The sequence below is a fragment of the Psychrobacter sp. genome, from assembly GCF_041554015.1.
Lineage (GTDB): Bacteria > Pseudomonadota > Gammaproteobacteria > Pseudomonadales > Moraxellaceae > Psychrobacter.
In genome coordinates this window covers 1-25,029 of the sequence record NZ_JBFFMS010000039.1, presented here as the reverse complement: position 1 = coordinate 25,029, position 25,029 = coordinate 1, and the positions used below count along the sequence as shown (strand labels likewise).

The window sequence follows — 25,029 nt, the reverse complement described above, 5'->3', positions numbered from 1 at the left end:
TTTGACACTGCTTAGCGGTCGCTGCTTGAGTCAATCAATAGGACTTCTGTCATGCCTTATTTGGCGATTTTTACGGGTAATGCCCACCCAGAATTAGCAAAAACCGTAGCCGATCATCTCCATATACCTCTTGGTAAAGCTGACATCACGCGTTTTTCTGATGGCGAAATTGCCGTAGAAATCAAAGAACACGTGCGCGGTAAAGACGTGTTTATCATGCAGCCTACTTGTGCACCAACCAATGACAATCTGATGGAAATCATGATGATGGCAGACGCTTTGCGTCGTTCTAGTGCTGGCCGTATCACAGCCGTCATGCCGTATTTTGGTTATGCCCGTCAAGACCGTCGCCCTCGTTCAGCGCGTGTACCTATCTCGGCCAAAGTCGTCGCTGATATGCTAAACATCGTCAGTATCGATCGCGTGATGACCGTTGATTTGCACTCAGATCAGATTCAGGGCTTCTTTGATATCCCAGTTGATAACATCTATGGCACCCCTGTGCTCTTGAACGATCTCCAAAAACAAGATTATGACAACCTTATGGTCGTCTCTCCTGACGTTGGCGGTGTGGTACGTGCGCGTGCGATGGCGAAGCAGTTGGGCGATACTGACATGGCGATTATCGATAAACGCCGTGCCCGCGCCAATGAGTCACAAGTGATGCACATCATCGGTGATGTCCGTGATCGTGATTGCGTTATTGTTGATGACATGGTTGATACCGCAGGTACATTATGTAAAGCTGCTGAAGCACTCAAAGCAAATGGCGCGCGCCGCGTAGTGGCTTATATCACGCACCCTGTCCTATCCGGTAATGCGCTGAAAAACATCAGCGAATCGGAGTTAGATGAGATTGTGGTTACTGATACCATTCCATTGTCAGATGCTGCCAAAGCTTGTAGCAAAATCCGTCAAGTAAGCATCGCACCGATGTTGGCTGAAAGCTTACGCCGTATTAATAACGAAGAATCTATCAGCGCGATGTTTGACGCTTGAGATTCGTTGTTCATTAGATGTATCAATTAAAAAAAAGCGCCAAGTTTCATGACTTGGCGCTTTTTTTGCTTAATGGTTTTGCATCGCCATTTTATGTAGGTCTTTCTTATTATTACATAATCACGTATAATGCGCGCCTGTGCTGACCGTTTTTTATAATTTAAGAGCGTCAGTATTATTAAAAGTGCTGATCACGTTTAAAATAGTGATTTTCTTAGTAATTTTATCATGATAATCATTGGCTTAAGCATATGGCTGTATTTGATTATAGGCGTTTATCGCGCTCGACAAATATGAGCTATCATCACGTATTAGTGGATTGGTCGCAAATCCACTTTTTTATGACCAGACACTTCATCATTTTTTTATAGGATTACCTCCATGACTATTAATCATTTTGCATTAAACGCAGTTGATCGTTCTGCTGAGCTACAAGGTAAAGGTGCGAGCCGCCGCCTACGTAAGCAGAACCTAGTTCCTGCTATCATTTATGGTGGTGGTGAGCAACCAACCGCTATCTCTATCAAAATCAATGAGTTGGTAAAATCACTTGAGTTTGAAGCATTCTTCTCACACATCTTGACTTTAAATGTAGACGGCGAAGAGCATCAAGTCGTTATCAAAGACTTGCAGCGCCATCCAGCTAAAGGTTTCCCAATGCATGCTGATTTCCAGCGCGTTGTGAAAGGTCAGAAAATCAACATGAACGTTCCTGTTCATTTTACTGGTCGTGAAGAAGCACCTGGTACTAAAGCTGGTGGCGTTCTATCAACCCTAGTTACTGACATCGAAATCGTTTGTATCCCATCACAGTTACCTGAATACTTAGAAGTTGACGTATCTGGTATGGAAATCGGCGATTTGTTCCGTCTATCAGACATCAAACTGCCTGAAGGCGTAATCATCTTTGATCTTGACATGGAAGATGCACACGACCGTACGATCGTGAACATGCAGCCACCAACGGTTGAAGAAGTTGACGAAGCTGCTGAAGTTGATGCTTCTGACGTACCTGCTACTGAGCAAGGTACAGACAGCGAGTAATAAACCCGCTTTATATAGCGACTTATCGTTGTCTATATAATCTCAGGTTTGTTCAGTCAAAAAAATAGCAGGTGATGAATATCTCCTGCTGTTTTTGTAAGTAAGGTTTGAGAAATCAGCCCTTACCACTCATTTATTATAGTCAAGCAGGTATTTTTATGGCCATAAAGCTTATTGTCGGTCTTGGTAATCCGGGTCAAGAGTATATGTTTACGCGCCACAATGCAGGATTTTGGTTCGTCCATCACTTGGCTCAACAATTTAATATTACCCTCTCACCTGATAAAAAGTTTTATGGAGTAACAGGACGTGGGCAGATTCATGGGCATGATGTGCGCCTATTGATGCCACTCACCTTTATGAATAAGTCTGGTCAGTCGGTGGTGCCGATGGTGAAATTTTATGGCATTGAAAATAATGAATTGCTGATTGCTCATGATGAGCTCGATATTCCTGCTGGTAGCATCAAGCTTAAGACGGATGGTGGTCACGGTGGTCACAATGGTCTGCGTGATATTACCCCGCACATCGGTAACGACTTCCATCGTTTGCGTGTGGGGATTGGTCATCCGGGTCACAAATCCAAAGTCAGCGGCCATGTGCTCTCAAAAGCCTCTAATGATGAGCAAATTGCCATTGATAGTGCCTTATCTGCCGCGTTTGATGCCCTGCCTTTATTATTGGGCGGCGATATTGAAAAAGCACGCTCGCAAATTAACGGTTTTAAATTACCTGAATGACGGGCGTTTCAATTATAATAGCCTTTTATTTTAGCAAGTTAATCCCCATTAACGTTTTGATTTGACTCATTTATATCCGTTACACTAAGGAAGCAACCTATGCTACTTAACATGCTCAAATGCAAATTACATCGCGCCCGTGTTACTCATGCCGAACTTCATTATGAAGGTTCATGCGGTATTGATGGTGATTTATTAGACCTTGCTGGTCTGCGTGAAAACGAATCTATCGACATCTATAATGTCACCAATGGTAAGCGCTTTCGCACCTATGCTATCCGTGCTGAAGCGGGCTCTGGTATTATCTCCTTAAACGGTGCAGCCGCTCATATGGCTGATTTAGGTGATATCGTTATCATCTGTGCTTACGCACATTTTGATGAAGTTGAAGCATCAACCTATCAGCCACGTCTGGTCTATTGTAACGAAGACAACACGGTTAAAGACACGGCGAATATCATCCCTGTACAAGTGGCCTAACAAATCGTTAAAGAACTTGTTACATAAACCATGAGTAAATACGGGGGCACACGGTTGCCATCGCGGTCAAAATCCCATTAAAATACTTGTACTTATATCGAAGCTGAATCCAGATTGTGATTCAGCTTTTTTTTATGCCGTTTTTATATGACATAAGCTTGTTCAAAACCCAATATCTGTTTTTTATCTCTAACGAAGGAGTTATCTAAATGTGGTTGGCCGTTATTGCTATATTGATTGGTCTTGCGATTCTTGTTTGGAGTGCCGATGTCTTCATTGATGCCGCAACAGCATTGGCAAAAAAGTTTAATGCACCCAGCTTCTTAATTGGCGTTATTATATTAGGAGTAGGCACCTCGGCCCCTGAGATGGTCGTATCTGCATTGGCAGCATTAGAGGGCAGCCCTGAGCTAGCATTAGGTAATGCGTATGGCTCTAATATCATCAATATTGCTTTGGTCTTGGGTGCCACGGTACTGATTAGCCCTGTTATCATCCATAAAGGTGTCATCAAGCGCGACCTGCCCATACTGGTGGTCATCACAGCATTGGCAACGTGGCAGCTTCGTGACGGGCGATTAAGCCTAGCTGATGGACTGGTGCTGTTAGCGTCATTGATCATCGTGCTGGGCATTCAAATCATTCTTAGTTTACGTGAAAGCAAATCAAATAATGAAGAGGCTACTATAGAAAATGCGCGCGCTACAGAGGAGCATCCTAGCTTGATGCGCGGTCTAGGCAGCTTAGTTATTGGCTTATCAATGCTAGTAGCAAGCTCACAAGCCATCGTCTGGGGCGCCGTTGAGCTGGCCACGTTTTGGGGCTTGGGTGAGCTGATTATCGGTCTCACCATTGTTGCTATTGGAACCTCGCTACCTGAGTTGGTCGCAAGCTTATCAGCTGCACGCAAAGGTGAGCACGACATGGCACTGGGTAATATTATTGGCTCTAATATCTTTAACACCTTGGGCGTCGTTGGTATCGCAGCGCTTATAGCGCCAATCACGGTCAGTCCAATTATTTTATCACGTGATATGGTGACGATGGGATTGATTACCTTGTTACTTGTGGTACTGTGCGGTTTCGCCTTTATGGGTAAACGTTCATTCGGTCGCACATCTGGCTCGACTTTGGTGTTATTCTTTGTCGGCTATACTGTATGGTTGATGCAAACGGCCTCTATCTAACATCTAATAGCTAACACTCAAAGTACAATGACAGACTATAGTGGGGATCAGGCAGGTTATTTTTCTTGCTTGCGGTTTCTAATCACCCGCCATAGTCCTTCATTCTCTGTTTTTGGCATTTTTAAGGTAATGGTATTCGATAGCATATCTTGTATCGCAAGACCACGACGATTAAAAAAACAAAAGGCATAGTTAAAAACAAAGCCCAAAAAGGCACTGGTCAATAAAATAGCCCGTGAGCCACCGATAACACTACCAATAAGACCAAATATCAGTGGCATCAGGCTTGCCGCTAAAATACGCTTAAAAGATTGTCCCCATGTGAGCAGATGACCGCTATTATTGACGGTCTTTAAACGCCACGTCTGCATCCCCAATGTCTGCCCACCTCGGCGCCAGAACAGCCCATAGAACCCCACCAGCGTCAGTATAAACGATGGTGTCATGATAACATTCTGATACCATGTCGGTAATGACTGCGCTTGTGATGACTCGCTACCCGCCTCCATGGTCAGCAGCGTACCAATCACCGTCAGTACCGTGCCAACCAAAAACAGCAAAGCCAAAATCAACATCCCATCATAAAGAATCGCCGCCAAGCGCGTGCCAGGTTTTGCCACCATCGCCTCTTCAACGTTAGCGCTTTGAGGCGCTGACGTTTTGCGTGGCAATTTTGCTTTAGTAGCAGCTTTTGGTGAGGATTTTGACATGATACCAGCCCATAACAAGCGAAAAATAGAGTGCTCATTGTACCGTAATTTAGGCGCTTATCGTACACTATAGTCAGAGCAGGCGATTAGATATGAGTAAATCGCAGACGTAAAAAAACCGCCAAATTGTCATAAGACAGGCGATTAATTTAGTATATCAGTGATGATGTAAAATGGTGCGCTTGGAGAGATTCGAACTCCCGACCCCTTAGTTCGTAGCCAAGTGCTCTATCCAACTGAGCTACAAGCGCGTACTTTACACATCATTTACCGCTTTGTTAATAACAATTGCAGTAAATTAGGTTGGTCATTATATAGATAATTTCGCTTGTGTCAACATCTTTTTTAATTAAATTCAAATTAATTTTGCATTTAACTAAATTTAAGACCATGAACGCCAGTTTTTGCGCGATTATTCTACTAATAACGAATAAATGGCGGTGAAGGAGGGATTCGAACCCTCGATACGCTTACACGTATGGTTCCTTAGCAGGGAACTGGTTTCAGCCACTCACCCACTTCACCTAACGATTTAAGACACTTATCAAAGTATGATTCATACTTCTCTAAACACAGTATCGATGCTAACGATACGTCTTATGCCGTGGGCGAGTATTATAGCAAAGCCAAAACGAATTGCAAGCATTGTCTGCCCTTTTAATCATGCTTTTTGCATAATTAGTGATTTATCGCGCTTTATGGCTTTTTTCCTAGCAGATGGCTATAGTATTTGGCACTCATTATAAATGTTATCAAAGGATATGTTATGCGACCAGTTGTATTGTGCTTTTCAGGTTTAGATCCCTCTGGCGGGGCAGGATTGCAGGCGGATATCGAAGCTATCGGGCAAGCAGGTGCTCATGCTGCCATTGCCTGTACTGCGATCACCGTACAAAACTCGCAGCAGGTCATTGGCTTTGATGCGTGTGCGGCAAGTTTGGTCAAGGAGCAAGCCGTAGCCGTGCTCGATGATTTGCCAGTCACCGTTATTAAGTCAGGAATGCTTGGCACCACTGACAATATTGCTATGCTGACAGATTTATTTGCTAATGAGACTATCCCTAAGGGGACAGCTTTTGTCTTAGACCCTGTCCTAGTCGCCAATAGTGGTGGCAGCTTGGGTGATGAGCAGACGCTGGTCACCGCCTTTAGACAACTGTTACCTTATGCGACTTTAATCACCCCGAACACTCATGAGCTACGCGCATTAAGCGCAGAACAAGATTTGCATACGGCTGCGCAAAAATTATGCGCTCAAGGTACGCATGCCGTACTGGTCAAGACCTCACACGACTTTGATAGCGGCGATATTGAGCAGTATTTATATATCAAAGGCGAGATGGTATATAAAAGTGTCTTACCACGCCTACAAGGCGAATTCCATGGCTCTGGCTGCTCATTAGCGAGCTTTATCGCTGGGCGCTTAGCTATGGGTGATACGCTGATCGATGCCGTAAAGGCCGCCGATAACTGGATTACCCAAACGCTGCAAGCTGCTGATGCGCCGCACCCTGATAATGCAACAGCCCAATTGATACCCAATCGTTTTGTCCGCTTTTGATACTTGAGATTTAATAGCTGGCTTTGCATAAACGGCACCCACAAAAAAGGCGCTCCCACTTATGTAAGAGCGCCTTTTTATGAGCAGTTTTTTAGTTAAACTTTCTTAAACCGCTTAATCTAGCAAGCTTAGCCCAACATCGGCATAAAGCTTGATGCCAAACCACCAATGAAGATCTCAAGCAAATAGAAGGCAAAAAAGGCAATCATGGGTGATAAATCAATCATCCCTAAGTTTGGCGTGATACGGCGAAACGGGGCCAAAATAGGTTCTGCTAAATTCACAATAATACCGATAATTGGATGCTGAGACTGGGTAAAGACCACAATCCAGCTAACGATGATAGAGCCAATCACCAAGTAGCGGCACATACGTAAAAAGTCTAAAACTAAGCTAATCGTACCGGTAAAAAACAATGGAACTGGCGCTATACCCTTATGTGTTAACGCGGCTTTTCCTGCGATATCTATCAGGCGAATCAAGAACATCAGCACAATAGCGGCAATACTAATACGACCTTGACCAACCGTTGGGAAGATACGTCCGAAGACATCAACGATATGAGTGGCTTTATAAGCGGGCGCAATCATAGGGTTGCTGGCGTCCATCCCTGCAAACTGTAACATAAAACGAATAAACACCAACATCATGGCGAAGGTGGTGACCAAATCAAAAATTTGCAATAACATGTTGTTCATGAAGCGCTACTCAATGTGACATTATTAACAGGTTTTAGGATGACGAATGTCATTATTAGGCGTTTATTATAACCAGTCAGGGGCAGTATTCTTAAAATACTGCCCCTTATATGAAGATAATTACTTGCTCATCTCTTCACTTAAAGCTTGACTGCGATCATAGCATGCTTGCATCGCTTCACCAATTTGACGACCAATCTCATTGGCTTGCATGGATTCAATCGCCGCTTGGGTCGTACCATTTGGCGAGGTCACTTTGCGACGTAGCTCGCTTAGCGCATCTTCGCTGCCCATGGCCATTTTGGCAGCGCCCAACATAGTTTGCATAGCAAGCGCTGAGGCTTGTTCTTTATCCAATCCTAGCGCAACTGCCCCATCAACCATCGATTCGATGATATAGAACATATAAGCAGGTGCTGAGCCTGATACGGCAGTCACTGCATGCATATGTGCCTCATCGTCAACCCACATCACAAGCCCTGATGCTTCCATCACCGCAGATGCCAGCTGCTTTTGCTCAGTAGAGATGTCATCAGTACCATAAAGCCCTGTGGCACCCATCTGAATCATCGCCGGTGTATTTGGCATGGCGCGTACGATATTGCCATAACCTCCAAGCATGTCAGATAAAAGCTCAGTCGATAAACCTGCTGCTACTGAAATCACCAGCTGGTTATCTAAAGCATCCGCAAAGCTACTGACCACCGCTTTCATCACTTGCGGTTTGACGGCCAGCACCACAATGTCAGCATCAATAACGGCAGCTTTTGCATCAGCAGTTGGATCAACCGTGTTCAACCCTTTAGCAGCCAATTGCTCACGTGCCTCGCTACTTGGGTCAGAGACGGTAATGAGATTCGGCTTGACACCGCAGCTCATCAGCCCGCTAATTAAAGCTTGCGCCATATTACCGCCACCGATAAAGCTGATTTTCTTATTATCCAATACTGACATATTTATCTCCAACTGAACAAATTGAAAGGCATTCACACTAACATAATGATAGATAACATGACACTCAGTTTACCATACTGCTACTGGCGCCGTTTAGGAAATTCGGCTGGGGAACCATCGGGTTCAGCTGATGCTCTGGACGATACCAATCGCCACTTAACGCTTAATTAAAGAGAGTTATCTACTGGTAGTTGGGGGCTGATAAATAGACAGTGTGTTTTTAACATATGCCTCAGCCTTTATTGTTTTAGAGCCGAGCACCCAATACTCAAAAGGCGAAACTAACAATACGGGTAGCTCTAACGTCAATTGATCCTCTGCATCTATAAATGCAACAGATACCACTGCCAAACTCTCGCGCATCCATGACGGAATGCCTAAGGTCTGATAGAGCTTTTTTCCTGACTGCGGTCGTGTTACCAGTGCGGTTTGGACAGGCTGCTTACGGCCTAATGGCATCACTTTTAATAGCGGTGTTGACGCTGACGTTGCCTGCATTGTAAAACCATCTAACAAGGTTAATAACTCCCTTGCTATCAGCTGAGCTTGCCAACCAATTTTTTGGTCACGACGTAACATAATGGATATAGGCTGATGATCAGCTAAATTATTATCCAGTGACAGACAATCAGATAATGGTAGTATTTGCTCAATAAGCGGCAACTCAAGCCATGTTAGCCAGTCACTGCTCAGACGATAAAGCTGCTGACGATAACGTCGAATGTAGTAAGACTGCTTACGACCTTGCCAAAACAGTGCCGTTTGATGGTCATTATCATTACGTTGGCTTAGACTTAAGACATCATCGACGAGCTGCTTAGCGGGCGGTAATGGCTCATCTTGACTGAGCCAATGATGTAATAGTTGGCGCTGACGATACATTGGTCGTTGTTGCAATTGATCAATACTGAGGACGCGCTGAGCAGACGCTAGCTGTAGCGATAGTATCTCTGTTTGCTGTAAATCCTCGCCTGCTTGGGCATGAAGGGTTGATTGCGCATCACTCAATAGCTGTGAGCTACGGGCAATGTTATCAATGACATTAGGATTGTATTTTGCCAATACGGGCATGATGTCACGGCGCAGTCCGCTACGCACATTATCACCGCCGTCATTGGTTGGATCATCGATATAGGGCAGCTTTAAATGCTGAGCATAGGCGCTAATACTAGCACGTTGTATAGTCAGCCAAGGTCGCCATAACACGATACGATGCAGGCCTTTTGTTTGTATATGCCATGGCTGCATACCCGATAAACCATTAGCGCCCGCCCCTTGAATGAGCCGCATCAACACCGTTTCCGCTTGGTCATCAGCATGATGGGCTAATAGTAGTACATCACCTTGATTAAGCTGCCCTCGCATCACATCATAGCGTGCTTGCCGTGCGGCTTGTTCATCATGTCCATTTACCTGCGCGCGCAAAACAGTGCAAGGTATCTTTTGAGCGTCTGCCCAACCAGCCACATGCTGCGCCCACCTATCACTATCCGCTTGCAAGCCATGATTGACATGTAATAGCTGCGCTAGGAACGGCAACTTGCCTTGCTGATAGAGTTGCACACACAGTGCTGCCAATGCCAATGAATCACGCCCGCCGCTACAGGCCAGCCAAACTCTTCGACCCCGTAGTTGCGCTCCATACGTCATCAAGCTGTTTAATAAGGCTTCTGACAATATCGTATCTATCGGTAGCTGAGCGATTGGCATAATAGGATAGGGAAGGATTGCGCTGCTATTCATAATTATTCTTATGTAGAGGGTATATACATTGACTGAAGATATATTTTTTGGCATAAAAAAACGTGCCATAACATGACACGTTTTTATTTTAACACTAAGCGAAGATCTCTAGGGCGAAAAGCTGATGATCAAATATTTAGTGCTAAGTAGGCTAGCAAGGCAACATCACTTCTGAGTTAAACGATTTGAATTTCTCATAACGTAGCTCACAACGGGTTTGTGCATCCAAATCTTTTAGCGCATCCAGTTGCTCAACAAGTAGCGCTTTTAGTGCATTCATCACTGGCTGTGGTTGCAGATGTGCGCCCTCGCCTTCGTCGATCACAGCATCAATCAAGCCCATTTGATACAGATTAATGGCGTTTAATTTTAAAGCTTCGCTGGCATCTTGCGCTTTTTCAGCCGTTTTCCAAAGAATAGAGGCACAGCCTTCAGGTGAGATCACAGAGTAAATACTGTTTTGTAGCATATTTATTTTATCACCGACCCCAATTGCCAGTGCACCACCCGAACCTCCCTCACCAATGATGGTGACGATAACAGGGACTTTTAAGCTTGAAAACACCGCGATGCTTTCGGCAATCGCTTGCGCCTGTCCGCGCTCTTCTGCACCAATGCCCGGATAAGCGCCTTGGGTATCGACAAAGGTCATCACCGGAATATTAAAGCGCTCAGCCATTTTGACCAAACGAATGATTTTACGATAGCCTTCAGGATTGGCCATACCAAAGTTATGCTCAATACGCTCGCGTGTGCTGCGACCACGGTGTTGACCAACAACCATCACCGGCATGCCATTTAGGCGCGCAAGACCGCCAAGGATTGCTTTGTCATCGGCAAAGGCACGATCGCCATGCAACTCATCAAATTCAGTAAACAGCTGATTCACATAATCCATAAACAATGGACGTTTGGCATGTCGTGCAAGCTGAACGCTATCCCAGACGGTACTCATAGACGCTTCCTTTTCTTAGTGATACTTGATAAAGTCATGTTCAATATGGTTAGATTTGGTACTGGCATCGTTATCGTTTTTAGGATACTGCAAGAACGGATAATGAAAGTACAGTTGTAAACTCAATAAAAACTATAATAGCACATCTTATATGCCATAACATTACCGACAACGCTGCTTTTGTTACGTGATTTCTAACCGCATCAACAAGTCATCTATCAACAGTCTTAGCTGATAAACTTAACTAATAAAAACTAAACCTCAATGACGCTAAGCTTAATACCCCACTTGGCGAATTGTTCTGTTTCAATCTGCAAATCAGACAATAAGAAAGCATAGTGCTCGCTGCTATCACCAACCATGATTTGCCAATGATGGTGATCATCTACTTTTAATTCTAAGGTCGGTAATTCATGATCACTACGACTGTGATGTGCCAGTACCGCCAAACGTAGGAGCAGACACAGATAAACCAGTTGATCACCGCCGATAGTACAGGTCTGCTCTAGCATATCCGCTTTTAACTTACGGCGATGATTGAGCATCAGCTGCGCCATACGCTTTTGGTCCACTTGTGAAAACCCTGGAATGTCAGAATGTTCCATCAAGTACGCACTATGCTTATGATAGCTACTATGAGCAATCGCGAGCCCTATCTCATGCAAAAATGCCGCGCGTCTCAGTAAATCGCCATCTTCGGTACTGAGGCCAAGTTTTTCTTGAACTTGTGCAAAAAGGCGACGACTGGTTTTTACCACTTGCTTGGCTTGCTTTTTATCACCTGAGTAGCGCTTGATCAGTGCCAATACACTGCGATCGCGCACGTCTTCACTGGCAAAGCGGCCGAGCATGTCATACATGACACCCTCACGTAGCGCGCCATCCGAATAAGTAATGGTGTCAACGCCCAATACTTTCATGACCGCTCGTAATACCGCAACGCCTGCTGGAAATACCGCTTTACGGTGCTCTTTCACGCCCTCTAAATCAATGTCATCAACGTTGCCAATCTTAAGGAGCAATTTTTCTAGCTTTTTGACCCCTTTATAGGTGATACGTTCTTGCTCATCTGCCCAGCCTTTAGAGACCAAGACATTACGCACCGCTTTAATCGTCCCACTTGACCCAATGGCGCTGCTCCAGCCTAGCTTTTGATAGCGCCCATTAATCGCCAATACTTCTTTGCGCGCAGCCGATATGGCATTATTAAAAGCTTCTTTGGTAATTTGTCCATCAGCAAAATACTTTTGCGTAAAGGCGACACAGCCCATCTGCAAGCTCTCGGTCAATAATGGGTCAAACTCTTGACCAATAATAAACTCTGTTGAGCCGCCCCCAATATCGATCACCAGACGCTTGTCACTACTGGCATTGGTGTGTGAGACCCCTAAATAAATCAAACGCGCTTCTTCTCGTCCCGCGATAATCTCAATCGGCTTGGGTAGGATTTTGTTGGCACGGCTGATAAAGTCATTGGCATTTTTGGCTTGGCGTAAGGCGTTGGTCGCCACAATACGAACACGCTCAGGAGGCACCGAATCTAAACGCGCCACAAAGCGGCTAAGACAATCTAAACCGCGCTGCTCTGCGGCTGCTCCCAAAATATTATGCTCATCCAGTCCTGCCGCTAACTGAACTTTTTCAGACATAGACACCACTTTTCGCACTTCACCATGATCAAGGCGGGCAATGGCCAAATGAAAACTGTTGGAGCCAATATCAATGGCTGCCATCAGCTCATCTTCTGCGAGTGGTGGATTTTTTAGGTTGTCTTTAGGCATAAGTAAGGTCGTTACCGTGTCAGATCAAAAGAGAATTAAAAGGGTTTAGGCTTTTAAAATAGAGAATACGTTGGATTAACGTCAGGACTAACATATATAAAAAAGACAATAATCCCATTAATGAGGGCAAGGTTTGTCATTAAAACATTTATGCCAAATACTGGCAAGTAAGGCAATACAGTAGCCAAGCCGCGGCTAACAACAGAATAGGCATCCTGTAAACCAAATAAATATTGGCTTGCTACTCACGCTATTGTCTATATTATAATAGAGAACAGCTACTTACCCATGAGCTTTATGGTATCAAGCTATTTCATTCTATGAAAAAGCCTCATCACGGATAGATGAGACATAACCTGCAAGGAAGTCAAATCGATGAATAACATCCCTACATCAACATCATCAACCTCACAGACAGAAAAAACTACTGCCAAAAAACTCAGCCAAACCAATCTGCTAACAATGGCCAGCTCAGCCAAACCATCATTTTACGACTTTTATCTTGATGAGCATCAAAACATGGCTTGCCGTCGATTGCATTTTGCAGGCAGTAGCTTTGGCTTAATCGGATTGGCAAAATCTGTTAAGAGTCGCTCAGTAAAACCCTTACTTAAAGGTATTACCGCAGGATACGCCTGTGCTTGGGTTGGACATTTTTTCTTTGAAAAAAACAAACCTGCCTCTTTTAAATTTCCTTTAAAAAGCTTCGCCAGTGATTTTCGTATGTATGCAGACGTCATGCGAGGCAATTTAAGCTTGAGAGACCGTAAATTTGATAAAGCACGATAAATACCACTGCTTTTATTAATCATAAAAAACCAGCACAGTAATCATGTCACTATGCTGGTTTTTTTAAGCGCCTAAAACGGCTCTGTTACGCTGTTGCCATTTCTGCAAATATCTCATCAGCGGCTTTGATAGACGCCTCGATGTCTGCATCACTGTGCTTGATAGACATAAAGCCTGCTTCATAGGCAGAGGGTGCCAAATAAATACCGCGATCTAACATGCCATGGAAGAAAGTGTTAAATACTTCCATATCACATTCGGTGACGTCATCAAAGTTTTGCGGTACGGCTGTGTCACTGTCTTTTACGAAGAACATGCCAAACATACCGCCCAATTTATTGGTACGCATATTGATACCATGTTTATCAGCCGCCGCTTGAAAACCATCAACAAGTTTATCTACTTTTGCAGACAATTCAGCATAAAAACCATCGACGGTTAAGTCTTCAAACATCGCAATACCGGCGCGCATTGCCAGTGGGTTACCGGATAACGTACCCGCTTGATAGACGCCGCCAAGTGGCGCGATGCAAGACATGACTTCTTTTTTACCACCAAAAGCACCAACGGGCAATCCTGCACCAATGATTTTACCAAAGCAGGTCAAATCAGGGTCAATACCAAAATGCGCTTGTGCGCCGCCAAGTCCGACGCGAAAACCGGTCATGACTTCATCAAAAATCAATACTGCGCCATTGGCCGTACATTCTGCACGAAGCGTATCATGGAACTCTTGGCTTGGAATGACCATGTTCATGTTCCCAGCGATAGGCTCTAAGATCACGCAGGCAATCTCATTACCCCATTTCTCAAAGCAGTCTTTGATCGCTTGTGGATTATTATAAGGAATGGTAATCGTATGCTTGGCAAAATCTGCTGGCACGCCTTTTGACGTCGGTTCACCAATATCGAGCATGCCTGAGCCTGCTTTTACGAGCAAGCTATCTGAATGCCCATGGTAGCAGCCTTCGAATTTAACGATTTTATCACGCTGAGTATATCCACGCGCCAAGCGAATCGCACTCATGGTCGCTTCCGTACCTGAGCTTGTCATCCGAATCATCTCAACGCTTGGGACGATTTTGCAAATCTTATCGGCAACAGTGGTTTCAAACGGCGTTGGTGTACCAAAGCTCAAACCATCATGAGCGGCTTTTTTGACCGCATCAATGACTTTAGGATGCGCGTGACCCAGAATCATCGGACCCCAAGAGCCGACATAGTCGATATAGGCATTGTCTTCGGTATCATAGATTTTGCTGCCGTTAGCACGGTGCATAAAAATAGGCGTGCCACCAACACCGGCAAAGGCGCGAACCGGTGAGTTTACGCCACCGGGGATATGCTTACGTGCTTGCGCAAAGAGCTGTTCGTTTTTAGTACTCATAATTATTCTCTATTTATTGATTCTGTATTATTTTATTAAAAATAAATTTTCTGCTTATCTTCTACTGGTCGCCATAATTTACAATCATACTTAATCAATTAGGCTTTTTTAACCACAGACGATTTCAGTTTCATCGGACCATAGCCATCTAGCTTACAATCGATATCATGACCATCGGTCGCATCTGGCAATAACCGGATGCTTTTTGCTTTGCTACCTACTTTGATAATGGTTGATGAGCCTTTAACCTTTAAGTCTTTAATGACTGTCACGCTATCGCCATCTTGCAGCTCATTACCAACGGCATCGCGAATGACCGCGTCTTGATCCTCAGCATGTGCTGCGTTGGTTTCAGCCGCTGTCCACTCATGAGCGCACATCGGGCATACCAGCAGCGCGCCATCTTCATACGTATATTCAGCATCGCATTTTGGGCAATTGGGTAAGCTCATAATTTCCTCATCAGCCATCATATATTAGGATTATTCCAGAGCTCATATTGTACCGTAACTCGCACTTTTTAACCAATTTGTACGCTTGAAAACCAGTTGCTGCGCCCAATTTAACAGCTGATAGCTATCTTAACGATGACATTTTTTATGAGGGTGTTTTTTATGGTACTCTGCTTAGCCTCATATGATTTTATAATGGTTTATCTTGGCATCACATCTAAGCTATCGTTTTCTGATACTTAGCTGGCTTTTGATATTTAGTACTTTATAAAAAACCTCTTTTTAGAAGGATAATAACAATGACTCAGTCTATCAATACGGCGACCTTGCCACAGTTTTCTCAATTGTCTATACAGGGCGAGGATGCCGAAAAATTCTTACAAGGACAATTAACTTGTGATGTTACTAAGCTCGGACTCAGCTATCAAGCAGCGGCTGTTGGCAATCTAAAAGGTCGTATAGAATTCGGTATTTGGATCAAAAAACAAGCGGAAAAGCATTTTGATGTGGTGATCAGTGCCGATTGCGCTGAGGCTTTTCAAGCCCATTTAAAAAAATTCGGTGCCTTTTCAAAGTTTGATACCAGTGCGCCAACATCGATTTATCCCTGTGTTATTGATAACGTGCCAACCTTTAGCCATCAAGACGACCATAATACATCTGAGGATATCCAAGCTTGGACGCAAGCTAGTATCGCAACGGGCAATTATTGGATAGTGGCAGCAACGCAAGGAGAGTTCCAGCCGCAAGAGCTGCGTCTGCATCAGCGCGGCGGTATGGACTATGATAAAGGCTGTTATTTGGGGCAAGAAGTCATCGCTCGTATTTACTTTAAATCAGCGCCAAAAGCGTTTTTACATTACGTCAGCGGCGCAGGTGAGGTACCAGCAGCCGGTAACAAGCTAGAAAAAATCCATGTGGTTAATGCTATTGCTGATGACAACATTAGTGGTAAAGGCTTTAGAGCCTTGGTCGTTGCCCGTCCAGAGCATTTAGCCGACACTGAGCTTACGATATTAGACTTACCTCCAGCACTACAGGCGGATGTCGCCCGTCAAAAGTAACGAGACATAATCGATAATATAAAGCAGTAAGCACGCTTTAAAATACTTGACTAAAAACGCAGCAGAGCAATCTATGACCCATATTGCGGTACTCGGAGCGGGCGTGGTGGGCGTGACCACCGCATGGTATCTACGCCAAGCAGGCTATGATGTGACCGTGATTGAGCGTGAGTCAGCCGCTGGTATGCAGACTTCATTTGCCAATGGCGGACAGATATCAGTCTCGCACGCGACCCCTTGGGCCAATCCTGCGACGCCGATGAAAGCGCTTAAATGGTTGTTTCGAGAAGATGCGCCGCTGCTTTATCGTCTGCGTGCTGATAAGGCGCAATTGAAATGGGCAATACAGTTTTTGCAAGAGTGCCGCGCAGATAGAGCCGATGCCAATCTGGTGCAGATGGTACGCTTAGGCTTGTATTCACGCGATGCATTACAGCAATTGCGTGCTGATATCGGTATTGATTACGAGCAGCAAACGCGCGGTATCATGCATTTTTATACCAATCAAGCGGAGTTTGATGCCGCCATTGCACCAACGAAGCGCATGCAAGAATTGGGCTGTGAGCGTCATATCATTGATATCAATAACGCCATTAGCCTTGAGCCTGCGCTTTATCCTATTGCGCATAAGCTCAAAGGCGCGACATATACCAGCCGTGACGAGTCAGGTAATGCGCATTTATTTACTCAGTGTTTGGGTCAGCGCTGCGTCGATGCTGGCGTGCAGTTCTTATACGATACCGAAATTTTGGCATTAAATACTGACGCCTACTCTCATCAACCGCACATACATAGCATGACTATGCGACCTAAGGACGAAAACGCGCAGACTTTTAGTGCCGATCATTATGTACTGGCGCTTGGCAGCTATAGCGTGTCATTACTCAGACCTTTAGGAATACACGCACCTATATTTCCAGCCAAAGGCTACTCAGCTACGTATCAAATCAATCCACGGGCGCCGCACCTTGCACCCTTTGTCAGCCTCATTGATGATGAGTTTAAGCTGGTCACCTCACGCCTTGGCGACAAACTGCGAGTAGCTGGCACGGCAGAATTTAATGGTTATAATTTGGATTTAAATAGCACCCGCTGCGAAGCCATTACACGCCGTGTGCAGCAGTTATTCCCCAAAGGTATCATTGCCAATTCTGTACAGTACTGGACAGGGCTGCGACCGATGACGCCATCAAACGTGCCGTTAATTGGGCGCGCGCATAAAGGTCAAATCCGTCATGGCAGTCATAGTGCGGATGCTGGTTTTGATAATTTATGGCTGAATACCGGTCATGGCACGCTTGGCTGGACCCATGCTTGTGGCTCGGCAAAGGCTCTCAGCTTATTGATACAGGGTGCAACGCCGCCAATTGATTTCGGTTTTGTTGGCTTAAGAACGTAAAAAAGACGCTACCAATATCAGTAAGCGCCTTTTTAGTGAAGTGCAAATCTTCTCATTTCGAGCTAGGTCATGCAGCACTTCCTGATTTAATATCCGCATTAACGTCAGAATCAATGCTCGAATCAACGCTCGAACCAGTAATCTCCAAATTAGCCACTTCTAGCGGAATTGCTTCTAATTGCACAGGGACGCCATTGACCGCCGCATTACCACTTAGCTGATCGATTAAGGTATCATCTGTCAAATCATTGACACTGACACCAGCATGCGCTTGCGCAATTTTTTGCTTCACGCCTTTACGCCCATGACCAAAGCCATGAGGGATGCTCACGACATTTGGCATCAGCTCATCAGTGACTTCTGCTTTGATTATCACGCTACCGACGCGCGACGTTACTTTTACGTTTTGACCGTCTTCAATACTGTATTCTTTAGCCGTTTTGGGGTGCAACATAAGCGTACAGCGCGGCTTACCTTTTACCAAGCGATAGCTATTATGCAGCCATGAATTATTACTGCGGACATGACGACGACCGATGAGTAAGATTTGTTTATCGTCATAGTCCTGCATCATCTTCTGTACGCGTTCTAGATCTGCTTGATAAAAATCAATATTTAGATGAATCTGCTTATCTTTATGGGTTAACGCCTGTGGCAGCATTCTTTTAAGAGGCCCTAAATCAATGCCATGCGGATGCTTCTTAAGCTTATTTAGGCTCATGCCAGCATAAGGTCCACGCCGCAGTCCTTGGTCAAGTATGAGTTTCGGTCCTAGCTGCTTTATCAATAGCCGCTCAACCTTGGTAACTACAGGCGCTTTTTTATCCAAACGCTGCGCCAGCTCTAGATAGATTTGCCAATCATGCTTAGCGTCCTTATTTTTAGGAAACAATGCTTTCGAATATTTGGCGATATTATGTATAGCAAAATTATTAAAGGTAACATCATAATGGTCACGCTCTAACGGTGAGACTGGCGGTAAAATAATACTGGCATGGCGACTGGTTTCATTGACAAAATAATCAATGGCCACCATAAAATCCAACTGCTCAAAGCCTTGGTCTAATTTTTCGCCATTGGGTGTACTCAAGACAGGATTACCTGCCACAGTCATAAAGCCCTTTAACTGTCCCTCGCCTGCGACCAACATCTCATCCGCCATCGCTACCACGGGATATTCACCATTAAAGTCAGGTAGCTTGCTGACGCGGCTATAACGCTTAGCCAAATACCCTGGACCAGAATTATGTACCACATCGACCGCCGCATTCGGGAACATTAAGCCGCCTATTTCGTCTAAGCGCCCCGTCACGATATTGATAACCATAGACAAATACTGGCTCAATAAACCAAACTCCTGCACTGATATACCCATGCGACCATAGCAAACCGAGCTTTTTGCTTCACAAAATTCTGTGACCAGTCGCTTGATATCAACCGCCGCTATACCGGTAATAATGGCAACTGACTCTGCACTATAGCCCTTGGCAAAATCTGCCAGACGCTCTATTTCTGGTGCAAGCGCTGCTGCTCTATTATTGCTACTGGCTTTATCAGCATAGCCTTGCAAATAAATCTCATTGAGCATCGCTAACAATAACAACACGTCAGTCGCTGGACGAATAAAGTGATGTTCGCTAGCAATATCTGCGGTTTCGGTACGTCTTGGATCGATAACGACGACTTTGCCACCGCGCGCTTTGATATCTTTTAGTTTTTGACCCATGTTTGGTGCTGTCATAATGCTACCGTTAGACGCTAGCGGATTGCCACCGATGATGAGCATATACTGAGTACGGTTGACATCAGGTACTGGGATACGCAACATATGCCCAAAAAGATGCATACTGACGATATGGTGCGGTAATTGGTCAACTGAGGTAGCCGAAAAGCGACTGCGCGTTTTAAGACTGCCTAATAAATGCTTGATCGTCAGCATACCGCCCAAATTGTGGACATTGGGATTGCCTAAATAAACACCAAAAGCATTTTTACCATATTGTTTTTGCACCGCGCCAATACCAGCTGCGACTTTATCTAACGCCTCAGTCCAGCTAATCTCTTTCCAACCGTTAGCCGTTCTTTCAACCGGATGACGCAGGCGATCAGGATCCTCGTGCAAATCTTGCAAAGCGGTCGCTTTTGGGCAAATATAACCTTTAGAAATGGGTCGCTCTTATCCCCTTTAATCGATAAAACCTTTTTGCCATCGTGCTTTATCTCGATACCACACATAGCCTCACACAGAGTACAGGTTCTAAAATGTGTCTGCTCTTTAGATTTGGTTTGGTTAGTCACCACGGTCACGCTCCCTGTTTTTATATGGTCATTCTCAGTAAGTCGATACTATATTTCCTTGTAAAACTTTAATTACTGACAGCTGCTCCCCTACTATATCTCGCTGATGCTGTCACTCATAGTCAAATCTATGCACTGTAGTTATGCACCTTATATTCTAGACCTTAATTTATATACTTTGGTTACCTGCCTCTCTGGCAAAATATCCTATTGATTACATAACTCGACCACCCATAACATAGGTATGATTTTTTTTATAATTGAGCAACAGTCCCAACATTGTCCATACAGACAAAGCGTTTTGAAATTCATATATTAGTAACACAAGTTAGCCACTGGCTATTTGTGATGTAGTTATATATTTTAAAAAATACTTTATAAGCGATAAGAAACAAGCTATTTGATAGCTACTCTAGTAATAAGAATCATAAATAATAATCTGGATACTAAAGCGTGACGCAACCTGTTTATTTGAGTTTTAAATAACAGCTATTGCAAAAGACGCAACGACTAAAACAAGGATAATAGCAATGAATGAACATACCCTAAAAGGCGAGTGGAACCAAATGAAAGGCTCAGCAAAGCAGAAATGGGCTGACCTTACTGATGATGATTTATTACATGTTGAAGGTAGCCGTGATAAGCTCGTTGGTAAAGTACAAGAGCGTTATGGTCATAGTAAAGACGACGCTGAGCGTGAAGTAGATGCATGGCGTAATGAAAATAATTACTAATAAATAGTACTGCTCAATAGTACCGCTTATAAGAAAGATTCAGATCAAATTTTTATAAGCACATGACTTTAAAAAAACCGCATTAGTTTTTAATGCGGTTTTTTGATGTCTGCTTTATTAGCAACTATATTTAGCAATAAATTCATTTAATCATACACAATTATTAAAGGTCGAAACCCAGCTTCCAGACACGATAAAACCGCATAGCAATGAATTGTTATGCGGTTTTATTGTTAACTATCCTTGTTACTATCACGGCTCCAATCGCTGCATCCTTGCAAGATATTGAGCATAGTGTGACAGCTGGGCATCCTGCCCTTTTTACTACTGGCATTATCTGCCTGCAGCATGGGTTATGTGTCCTTCATCCAATTACTATTATCATCCTGATGCCAGTAATTGAAGTACTATCCTTAATACGGTCAACTCAATCCTTGAGTCACATTCCCTTATGCCGTGTGTGTATAGTGTCAAATTATTAAGTCACTGTTAAGTCGCGTAAACGTCATTGCATGTAAGCATATGCTTACAACAACTTGGATTCAGGAAATAAACACATCTAAATGCATGATATTAATGATATTTATTATCTCAAGCCCTTTTTAAGCTAAAAAATCCACTGTAAATGCCTTAGGTGTTAGCGATGTTTGTGGTGGTAAGCAACACCTTAGTCACTCAAAGTATCGAATGCTTACGCAATTATTTGCAAAATTTACAACTTCTTAACATCAAAGACACGTATGAATGAGCTTTAAGTTTTACTATGTCTATGTAAGAAAATATTTCAAGAATAACGATATTTCAGAACAAACATCCATACTTCCTAAGTGCATTTGGCACATTTGCGTATTATTCATGATTGTTGGCGTTATTCTTCATTATTTAGTGACAAAATTTTGCCACAGCCTTTTGCAATAACATATAGGTGCTTTTTAAGTCGACTTATATCTTAGGAGATTCCATCATGAAAACTTTTTCGCTCAAAACCATCCTTTCAGCCTCTCTCACAGTTGCAATCGTTGGCGTTACTGCTGGCTGTGCGGTCGCCGGTCCAGGTTATGACAATTATCCAATATACAACGACAATAGCGGTTATGGTCATGCGGAAAACAACCGTGCCATTCAGCAGCTGCGTCAGGATCTACGCCGTAAAGGCTATAATGTGATGGATATCAGAACAGAGAGCTATCGCGGCAACCGTATACTAACGGTACTTGCTAAGAAGAATGGTCAAGCGTATGAGCTAAAATACAGCTCACCAGATCTTAGGCTGATCAGCTCGACCAAAAAGTCTTGGTCTAATGCTTGGGATGATAAAGACCACTATAAAGACAATGGCAAATATAAAGATAAACATTATAAAAATGAAGATAGCATCAAAAACGAATCACGTTATCCAGCGATTAAACGCCGTGCTATCAATAAAGTTGAAGGTATGGGATATCGCGTCAAAGACATTGAGCTTGAAGAGAAGAATAATCGCGGCGTATTTGAAATTGAAGCCAAACGTGGCTCACAAGAGTATGAGATTACCCTTAGCTACCCGAACTTGAATGTTATCAAAATTGAAAAAGATTAGGGTTAAAGACATAGCGTGCAAGTAACGTTTATACGTTCTACTATTTATCAACTTTTACTTATCAAATTTTGGCATCGTTTAGTATTTGATTGCCACGGTCAAATAAGCCAGCCCTTGGTTTATTTGACCATTTTTTGTCCTATACTCTTCATTCATCGTAGTTTCAGACTTAACTTTCATATTATTACTGAGATCATCTTATGAATATTAATGCTTTATTAAAAACCACGGCAGCGGGCAGCATGGTAGCAGTGTTATTAGCAGCAACCACAGGTTGTGTGACTACCCCTGGTTATAACCCTTATGGCGATCTTTATGAAGACATTTATAAGGACAGTAGCGTCTATAAGAAACACAAGAAAACCATCAATAGCATTGATAAAGATATTTATCGTCCTGCTATCGAGCAAAGGGCAGCAAATAAAGTCCGTAGCATGGGTTACCGTGTCGAAGACGTTAAATACAAAAAAGGCGACAACAAAATAAAAGTAAAAGCCTACCGCGGTGGTGAAGATTATAAAATCGAGCTTAGCTACCCTGGCTATCATGTCTTAAAAATCAAAGAAGATTGATCGTCTTTTTTAATTAATGGTCTGTGTTAAGAGCTATTAAAAACTGCGCTCAAAAATCTAAGACTTCAATAACATCATAGGCAGGCGTTTCATAAGGATGCGCCTGCTTTAATGCATTAATCACATCATTAATATGAGCCTCAGCAACCACCATCTCTACCCGCCATTCATCGACTTTCTCTAAACTGTCCTGTGTACCAATATGTGGCGTGCTACCTGTCAGTGGCATAAATTGCCCTATCCCCTGCACTTGCCAACAGCACTGCTCATAATCACCGATTTTGCCAGCACCAGCCGCAAATAGCGCCGACTTTACCTGCTGTAATGCTGAGTCTGGTACGAAAACTGTCAATTTATACATGACCTAACCTCATTAAATCCTTAAAAACATGTTAACAATATAAAAAACGGCTACTTCTTCGATAAAGAAGGATGATCGGTCCATATATAGCGCAGCAACCACTCTTTTGCCTCGCCTGCATAATCAATACCGATACGAGGCCGCAGAGACACTGGCGGCTGACAACCGTCATCCTCAACCCATAGCATTGAGGTCGGTGCAATAGGCTGACCATATAAGGTTCTATCTATCTGTAAACCCTTGGTCAGCTTGCCAGGACCTGCCAGTTGCTTGATAGGATTCTGTTGTTTATGAGTCTCTAGTAATGGCTTATCTTCGAAGCGGGCGCTATCCTCTGTCAAAAATCCAGCACGTATCAATACGGCTTCTGGCGACTCTGCTGGTCCACTGACCAGATTGAGCATATGATGAATACCGTAGGTAAGGTATACATAAAAAACACCACCTACATGGTACATAATTTCTGTACGCGGCGTACGTGTACCCGCATGCGCATGACAGGCTGCATCTCCCTCGCCAATATAGGCTTCTGTCTCTGAGATACGCATACGCAAGATTTTTCGCTGCCCGTCGCTATCTATCAGCTCTCGACACAATACCTTGCCAATTAAGTCAGCCGCGACCACACACGTGGGACGGGCAAACCAAGAAGGCTCTAAAACCATTAACACAGCTTGAGAGGATACCATCAGTCCTATCCTTTTTATGGGCGTATATATTTACACTCTATTATCACAGCAGCATAAATTTAACATAAAAATCCATCAAAGGCTGTCTGCTAGGGACTTCCATTACTTATTGCAACTGATGTTATACAGACAGTTAACTCGATATGATAGTACTCTTAATCACGGATATTCTACCCTAAAAAACATAATGAAATTAAAAGGATATAACAATGAGTAACTCTAATAGCCAAAACAATAAGCAACAAAATGGTAGTGACAAAGCAGAAGATAAAAACAAGACAGAAGACAAGAAAAATGATGTAAAAGACAATAACGCTACTCATGACACTAAAAACCAGAATACTGATAAAGATTCTGATAATAAGAATTCAAGTGACAACAAAGACAACAAAGACAACAAAGACAACAAAGACAACAAAGACAACAAAGACAACAAAGACAACAAAGACAACAAAGACAACAAAGACAACAAAGACAACAAAGACAACAAAGCATCAGATAAAAACGATGGTAAAGATAGCAAGTCCTCAGATAAAGATGCTAAAAATAAAGGCGATAAAGACGCTTCTTTGACTGATACTGCCACTACAAAAGCGAAAGAAGTGGTTGGTACATTAGCGGATAAAGCGGCAGATGCCATGGAATTTGCTGCTAAGAAGATTAAAGAAGCTCGTAAAGACAGCTAAAAGAACAATCGCTAATATATTTAACATCTTAGATTCAACATTGAAGTGCAACGCACCCGAAGCTAGATTTTACCTCAAGCGGTGTTCTAAACCCTAGCACCTTTCTTGGTCGATTATTTAAACTGTCTTCAATCGACTGAACTAAGTGCCTGCATAGGTTATCTAGA

Annotated in this window: 24 protein-coding genes and 2 tRNA genes; 13 read left to right on the top strand and 13 right to left on the bottom strand. The window is 43.5% G+C overall.

Annotated elements, in window-relative coordinates:
• Positions 1 to 51: 51 nt before the first annotated feature.
• From ABYU67_RS10120 to ABYU67_RS10100, 5 genes are all read left to right on the top strand, one after another.
• Positions 52 to 999, top strand: a complete 948-nt coding sequence (locus ABYU67_RS10120; protein WP_372844875.1) for a ribose-phosphate pyrophosphokinase — start codon at positions 52 to 54, stop codon at positions 997 to 999.
• Between the two features lie 381 nt (positions 1,000 to 1,380).
• Positions 1,381 to 2,043, top strand: a complete 663-nt coding sequence (locus tag ABYU67_RS10115; protein WP_372844874.1) for a 50S ribosomal protein L25/general stress protein Ctc — start codon at positions 1,381 to 1,383, stop codon at positions 2,041 to 2,043.
• A gap of 158 nt (positions 2,044 to 2,201) precedes the next feature.
• Positions 2,202 to 2,783, top strand: a complete 582-nt coding sequence (pth, locus tag ABYU67_RS10110; RefSeq protein ID WP_372844873.1) for an aminoacyl-tRNA hydrolase — start codon at positions 2,202 to 2,204, stop codon at positions 2,781 to 2,783.
• A 99-nt stretch (positions 2,784 to 2,882) separates the two neighbouring features.
• Entirely contained in the window at positions 2,883 to 3,263 is a 381-nt protein-coding gene (gene panD / locus ABYU67_RS10105) for an aspartate 1-decarboxylase (protein WP_011279481.1), read from the top strand.
• Between the two features lie 209 nt (positions 3,264 to 3,472).
• Positions 3,473 to 4,450 (top strand): calcium/sodium antiporter, encoded by a 978-nt coding sequence (locus ABYU67_RS10100; RefSeq protein ID WP_372844872.1) that lies wholly within the window; start codon positions 3,473 to 3,475, stop codon positions 4,448 to 4,450.
• A 56-nt stretch (positions 4,451 to 4,506) separates the two neighbouring features.
• Here ABYU67_RS10100 and ABYU67_RS10095 read toward each other — a convergent pair whose 3' ends face one another.
• From ABYU67_RS10095 to ABYU67_RS10085, 3 genes are all read right to left on the bottom strand, one after another.
• Complete coding sequence (locus ABYU67_RS10095; RefSeq protein ID WP_372844871.1) at positions 4,507 to 5,160, bottom strand: RDD family protein; 654 nt, start codon at positions 5,158 to 5,160, stop codon at positions 4,507 to 4,509.
• A 174-nt stretch (positions 5,161 to 5,334) separates the two neighbouring features.
• Positions 5,335 to 5,411: transfer RNA gene (locus tag ABYU67_RS10090), tRNA-Arg, on the bottom strand.
• Positions 5,412 to 5,595: 184 nt separating this feature from the next.
• Positions 5,596 to 5,685 (bottom strand) — tRNA-Ser (locus ABYU67_RS10085).
• Between the two features lie 241 nt (positions 5,686 to 5,926).
• On the opposite strand from ABYU67_RS10085, the gene ABYU67_RS10080 reads away from it, so the two are divergent.
• Complete coding sequence (locus ABYU67_RS10080) at positions 5,927 to 6,721, top strand: hydroxymethylpyrimidine/phosphomethylpyrimidine kinase (protein WP_372844870.1); 795 nt, start codon at positions 5,927 to 5,929, stop codon at positions 6,719 to 6,721.
• A 128-nt stretch (positions 6,722 to 6,849) separates the two neighbouring features.
• Here ABYU67_RS10080 and ABYU67_RS10075 read toward each other — a convergent pair whose 3' ends face one another.
• The 5 genes from ABYU67_RS10075 to ppx form a co-directional block, all read right to left on the bottom strand.
• The gene (locus ABYU67_RS10075) at positions 6,850 to 7,419 is read right to left on the bottom strand and encodes a YggT family protein (protein WP_372844869.1); all 570 of its coding nucleotides are present in this window, start codon (positions 7,417 to 7,419) and stop codon (positions 6,850 to 6,852) included.
• Between the two features lie 120 nt (positions 7,420 to 7,539).
• On the bottom strand, positions 7,540 to 8,373 hold the full coding sequence (gene proC, locus ABYU67_RS10070) for a pyrroline-5-carboxylate reductase (protein ID WP_372844868.1): 834 nt from the start codon (positions 8,371 to 8,373) through the stop codon (positions 7,540 to 7,542).
• A 177-nt stretch (positions 8,374 to 8,550) separates the two neighbouring features.
• Positions 8,551 to 10,116: a tRNA lysidine(34) synthetase TilS gene (gene tilS, locus ABYU67_RS10065; RefSeq protein ID WP_372844867.1), complete on the bottom strand. Its 1,566-nt coding sequence runs from the start codon at positions 10,114 to 10,116 to the stop codon at positions 8,551 to 8,553.
• A 151-nt stretch (positions 10,117 to 10,267) separates the two neighbouring features.
• Complete coding sequence (locus tag ABYU67_RS10060) at positions 10,268 to 11,071, bottom strand: acetyl-CoA carboxylase carboxyltransferase subunit alpha (protein ID WP_372844866.1); 804 nt, start codon at positions 11,069 to 11,071, stop codon at positions 10,268 to 10,270.
• A 254-nt stretch (positions 11,072 to 11,325) separates the two neighbouring features.
• Complete coding sequence (gene ppx, locus ABYU67_RS10055) at positions 11,326 to 12,852, bottom strand: exopolyphosphatase (RefSeq protein WP_372844865.1); 1,527 nt, start codon at positions 12,850 to 12,852, stop codon at positions 11,326 to 11,328.
• 462 nt (positions 12,853 to 13,314) lie between these two features.
• Here ppx and ABYU67_RS10050 point away from each other — a divergent pair, with 462 nt between their 5' ends.
• Complete coding sequence (locus ABYU67_RS10050) at positions 13,315 to 13,641, top strand: Mpo1-like protein (protein ID WP_372844876.1); 327 nt, start codon at positions 13,315 to 13,317, stop codon at positions 13,639 to 13,641.
• Between the two features lie 85 nt (positions 13,642 to 13,726).
• Here the strand turns inward: ABYU67_RS10050 and hemL are convergent, their stop codons facing one another.
• Positions 13,727 to 15,028: a glutamate-1-semialdehyde 2,1-aminomutase gene (gene hemL, locus ABYU67_RS10045; protein ID WP_372844864.1), complete on the bottom strand. Its 1,302-nt coding sequence runs from the start codon at positions 15,026 to 15,028 to the stop codon at positions 13,727 to 13,729.
• A 98-nt stretch (positions 15,029 to 15,126) separates the two neighbouring features.
• Entirely contained in the window at positions 15,127 to 15,480 is a 354-nt protein-coding gene (locus tag ABYU67_RS10040; RefSeq protein ID WP_372844863.1) for a zinc ribbon domain-containing protein YjdM, read from the bottom strand.
• A gap of 299 nt (positions 15,481 to 15,779) precedes the next feature.
• Between ABYU67_RS10040 and ABYU67_RS10035 the strand changes: the two genes are divergently transcribed.
• The gene (locus ABYU67_RS10035; protein WP_372844862.1) at positions 15,780 to 16,544 is read left to right on the top strand and encodes a folate-binding protein YgfZ; all 765 of its coding nucleotides are present in this window, start codon (positions 15,780 to 15,782) and stop codon (positions 16,542 to 16,544) included.
• A 73-nt stretch (positions 16,545 to 16,617) separates the two neighbouring features.
• On the top strand, positions 16,618 to 17,943 hold the full coding sequence (locus tag ABYU67_RS10030) for a D-amino acid dehydrogenase (RefSeq protein WP_372844861.1): 1,326 nt from the start codon (positions 16,618 to 16,620) through the stop codon (positions 17,941 to 17,943).
• A gap of 67 nt (positions 17,944 to 18,010) precedes the next feature.
• Here the strand turns inward: ABYU67_RS10030 and ABYU67_RS10025 are convergent, their stop codons facing one another.
• Positions 18,011 to 20,074 carry a molybdopterin oxidoreductase family protein gene (locus ABYU67_RS10025; RefSeq protein ID WP_372844860.1) on the bottom strand — a complete coding sequence of 688 codons (2,064 nt, stop codon included), beginning with the start codon at positions 20,072 to 20,074 and terminating at the stop codon, positions 18,011 to 18,013.
• A 697-nt stretch (positions 20,075 to 20,771) separates the two neighbouring features.
• On the opposite strand from ABYU67_RS10025, the gene ABYU67_RS10020 reads away from it, so the two are divergent.
• The 3 genes from ABYU67_RS10020 (at position 20,772) to ABYU67_RS10010 (ending at position 23,126) form a co-directional block, all read left to right on the top strand.
• Entirely contained in the window at positions 20,772 to 20,975 is a 204-nt protein-coding gene (locus ABYU67_RS10020) for a CsbD family protein (protein WP_372844859.1), read from the top strand.
• Between the two features lie 964 nt (positions 20,976 to 21,939).
• A complete protein-coding gene (locus ABYU67_RS10015) occupies positions 21,940 to 22,554 on the top strand; it encodes a PepSY domain-containing protein (RefSeq protein WP_372844858.1) in 615 nt (204 codons plus the stop codon).
• A 200-nt stretch (positions 22,555 to 22,754) separates the two neighbouring features.
• Positions 22,755 to 23,126, top strand: coding sequence for a hypothetical protein (locus ABYU67_RS10010; protein ID WP_372844857.1), 372 nt, complete (start codon positions 22,755 to 22,757; stop codon positions 23,124 to 23,126).
• Between the two features lie 49 nt (positions 23,127 to 23,175).
• Here ABYU67_RS10010 and ABYU67_RS10005 read toward each other — a convergent pair whose 3' ends face one another.
• Positions 23,176 to 23,487, bottom strand: coding sequence for an NGG1p interacting factor NIF3 (locus ABYU67_RS10005; RefSeq protein WP_372844856.1), 312 nt, complete (start codon positions 23,485 to 23,487; stop codon positions 23,176 to 23,178).
• A 50-nt stretch (positions 23,488 to 23,537) separates the two neighbouring features.
• Complete coding sequence (locus tag ABYU67_RS10000; protein WP_372844855.1) at positions 23,538 to 24,176, bottom strand: DNA-3-methyladenine glycosylase; 639 nt, start codon at positions 24,174 to 24,176, stop codon at positions 23,538 to 23,540.
• A gap of 209 nt (positions 24,177 to 24,385) precedes the next feature.
• Between ABYU67_RS10000 and ABYU67_RS09995 the strand changes: the two genes are divergently transcribed.
• Complete coding sequence (locus ABYU67_RS09995) at positions 24,386 to 24,862, top strand: hypothetical protein (protein WP_372844854.1); 477 nt, start codon at positions 24,386 to 24,388, stop codon at positions 24,860 to 24,862.
• Positions 24,863 to 25,029: the final 167 nt, after the last annotated feature.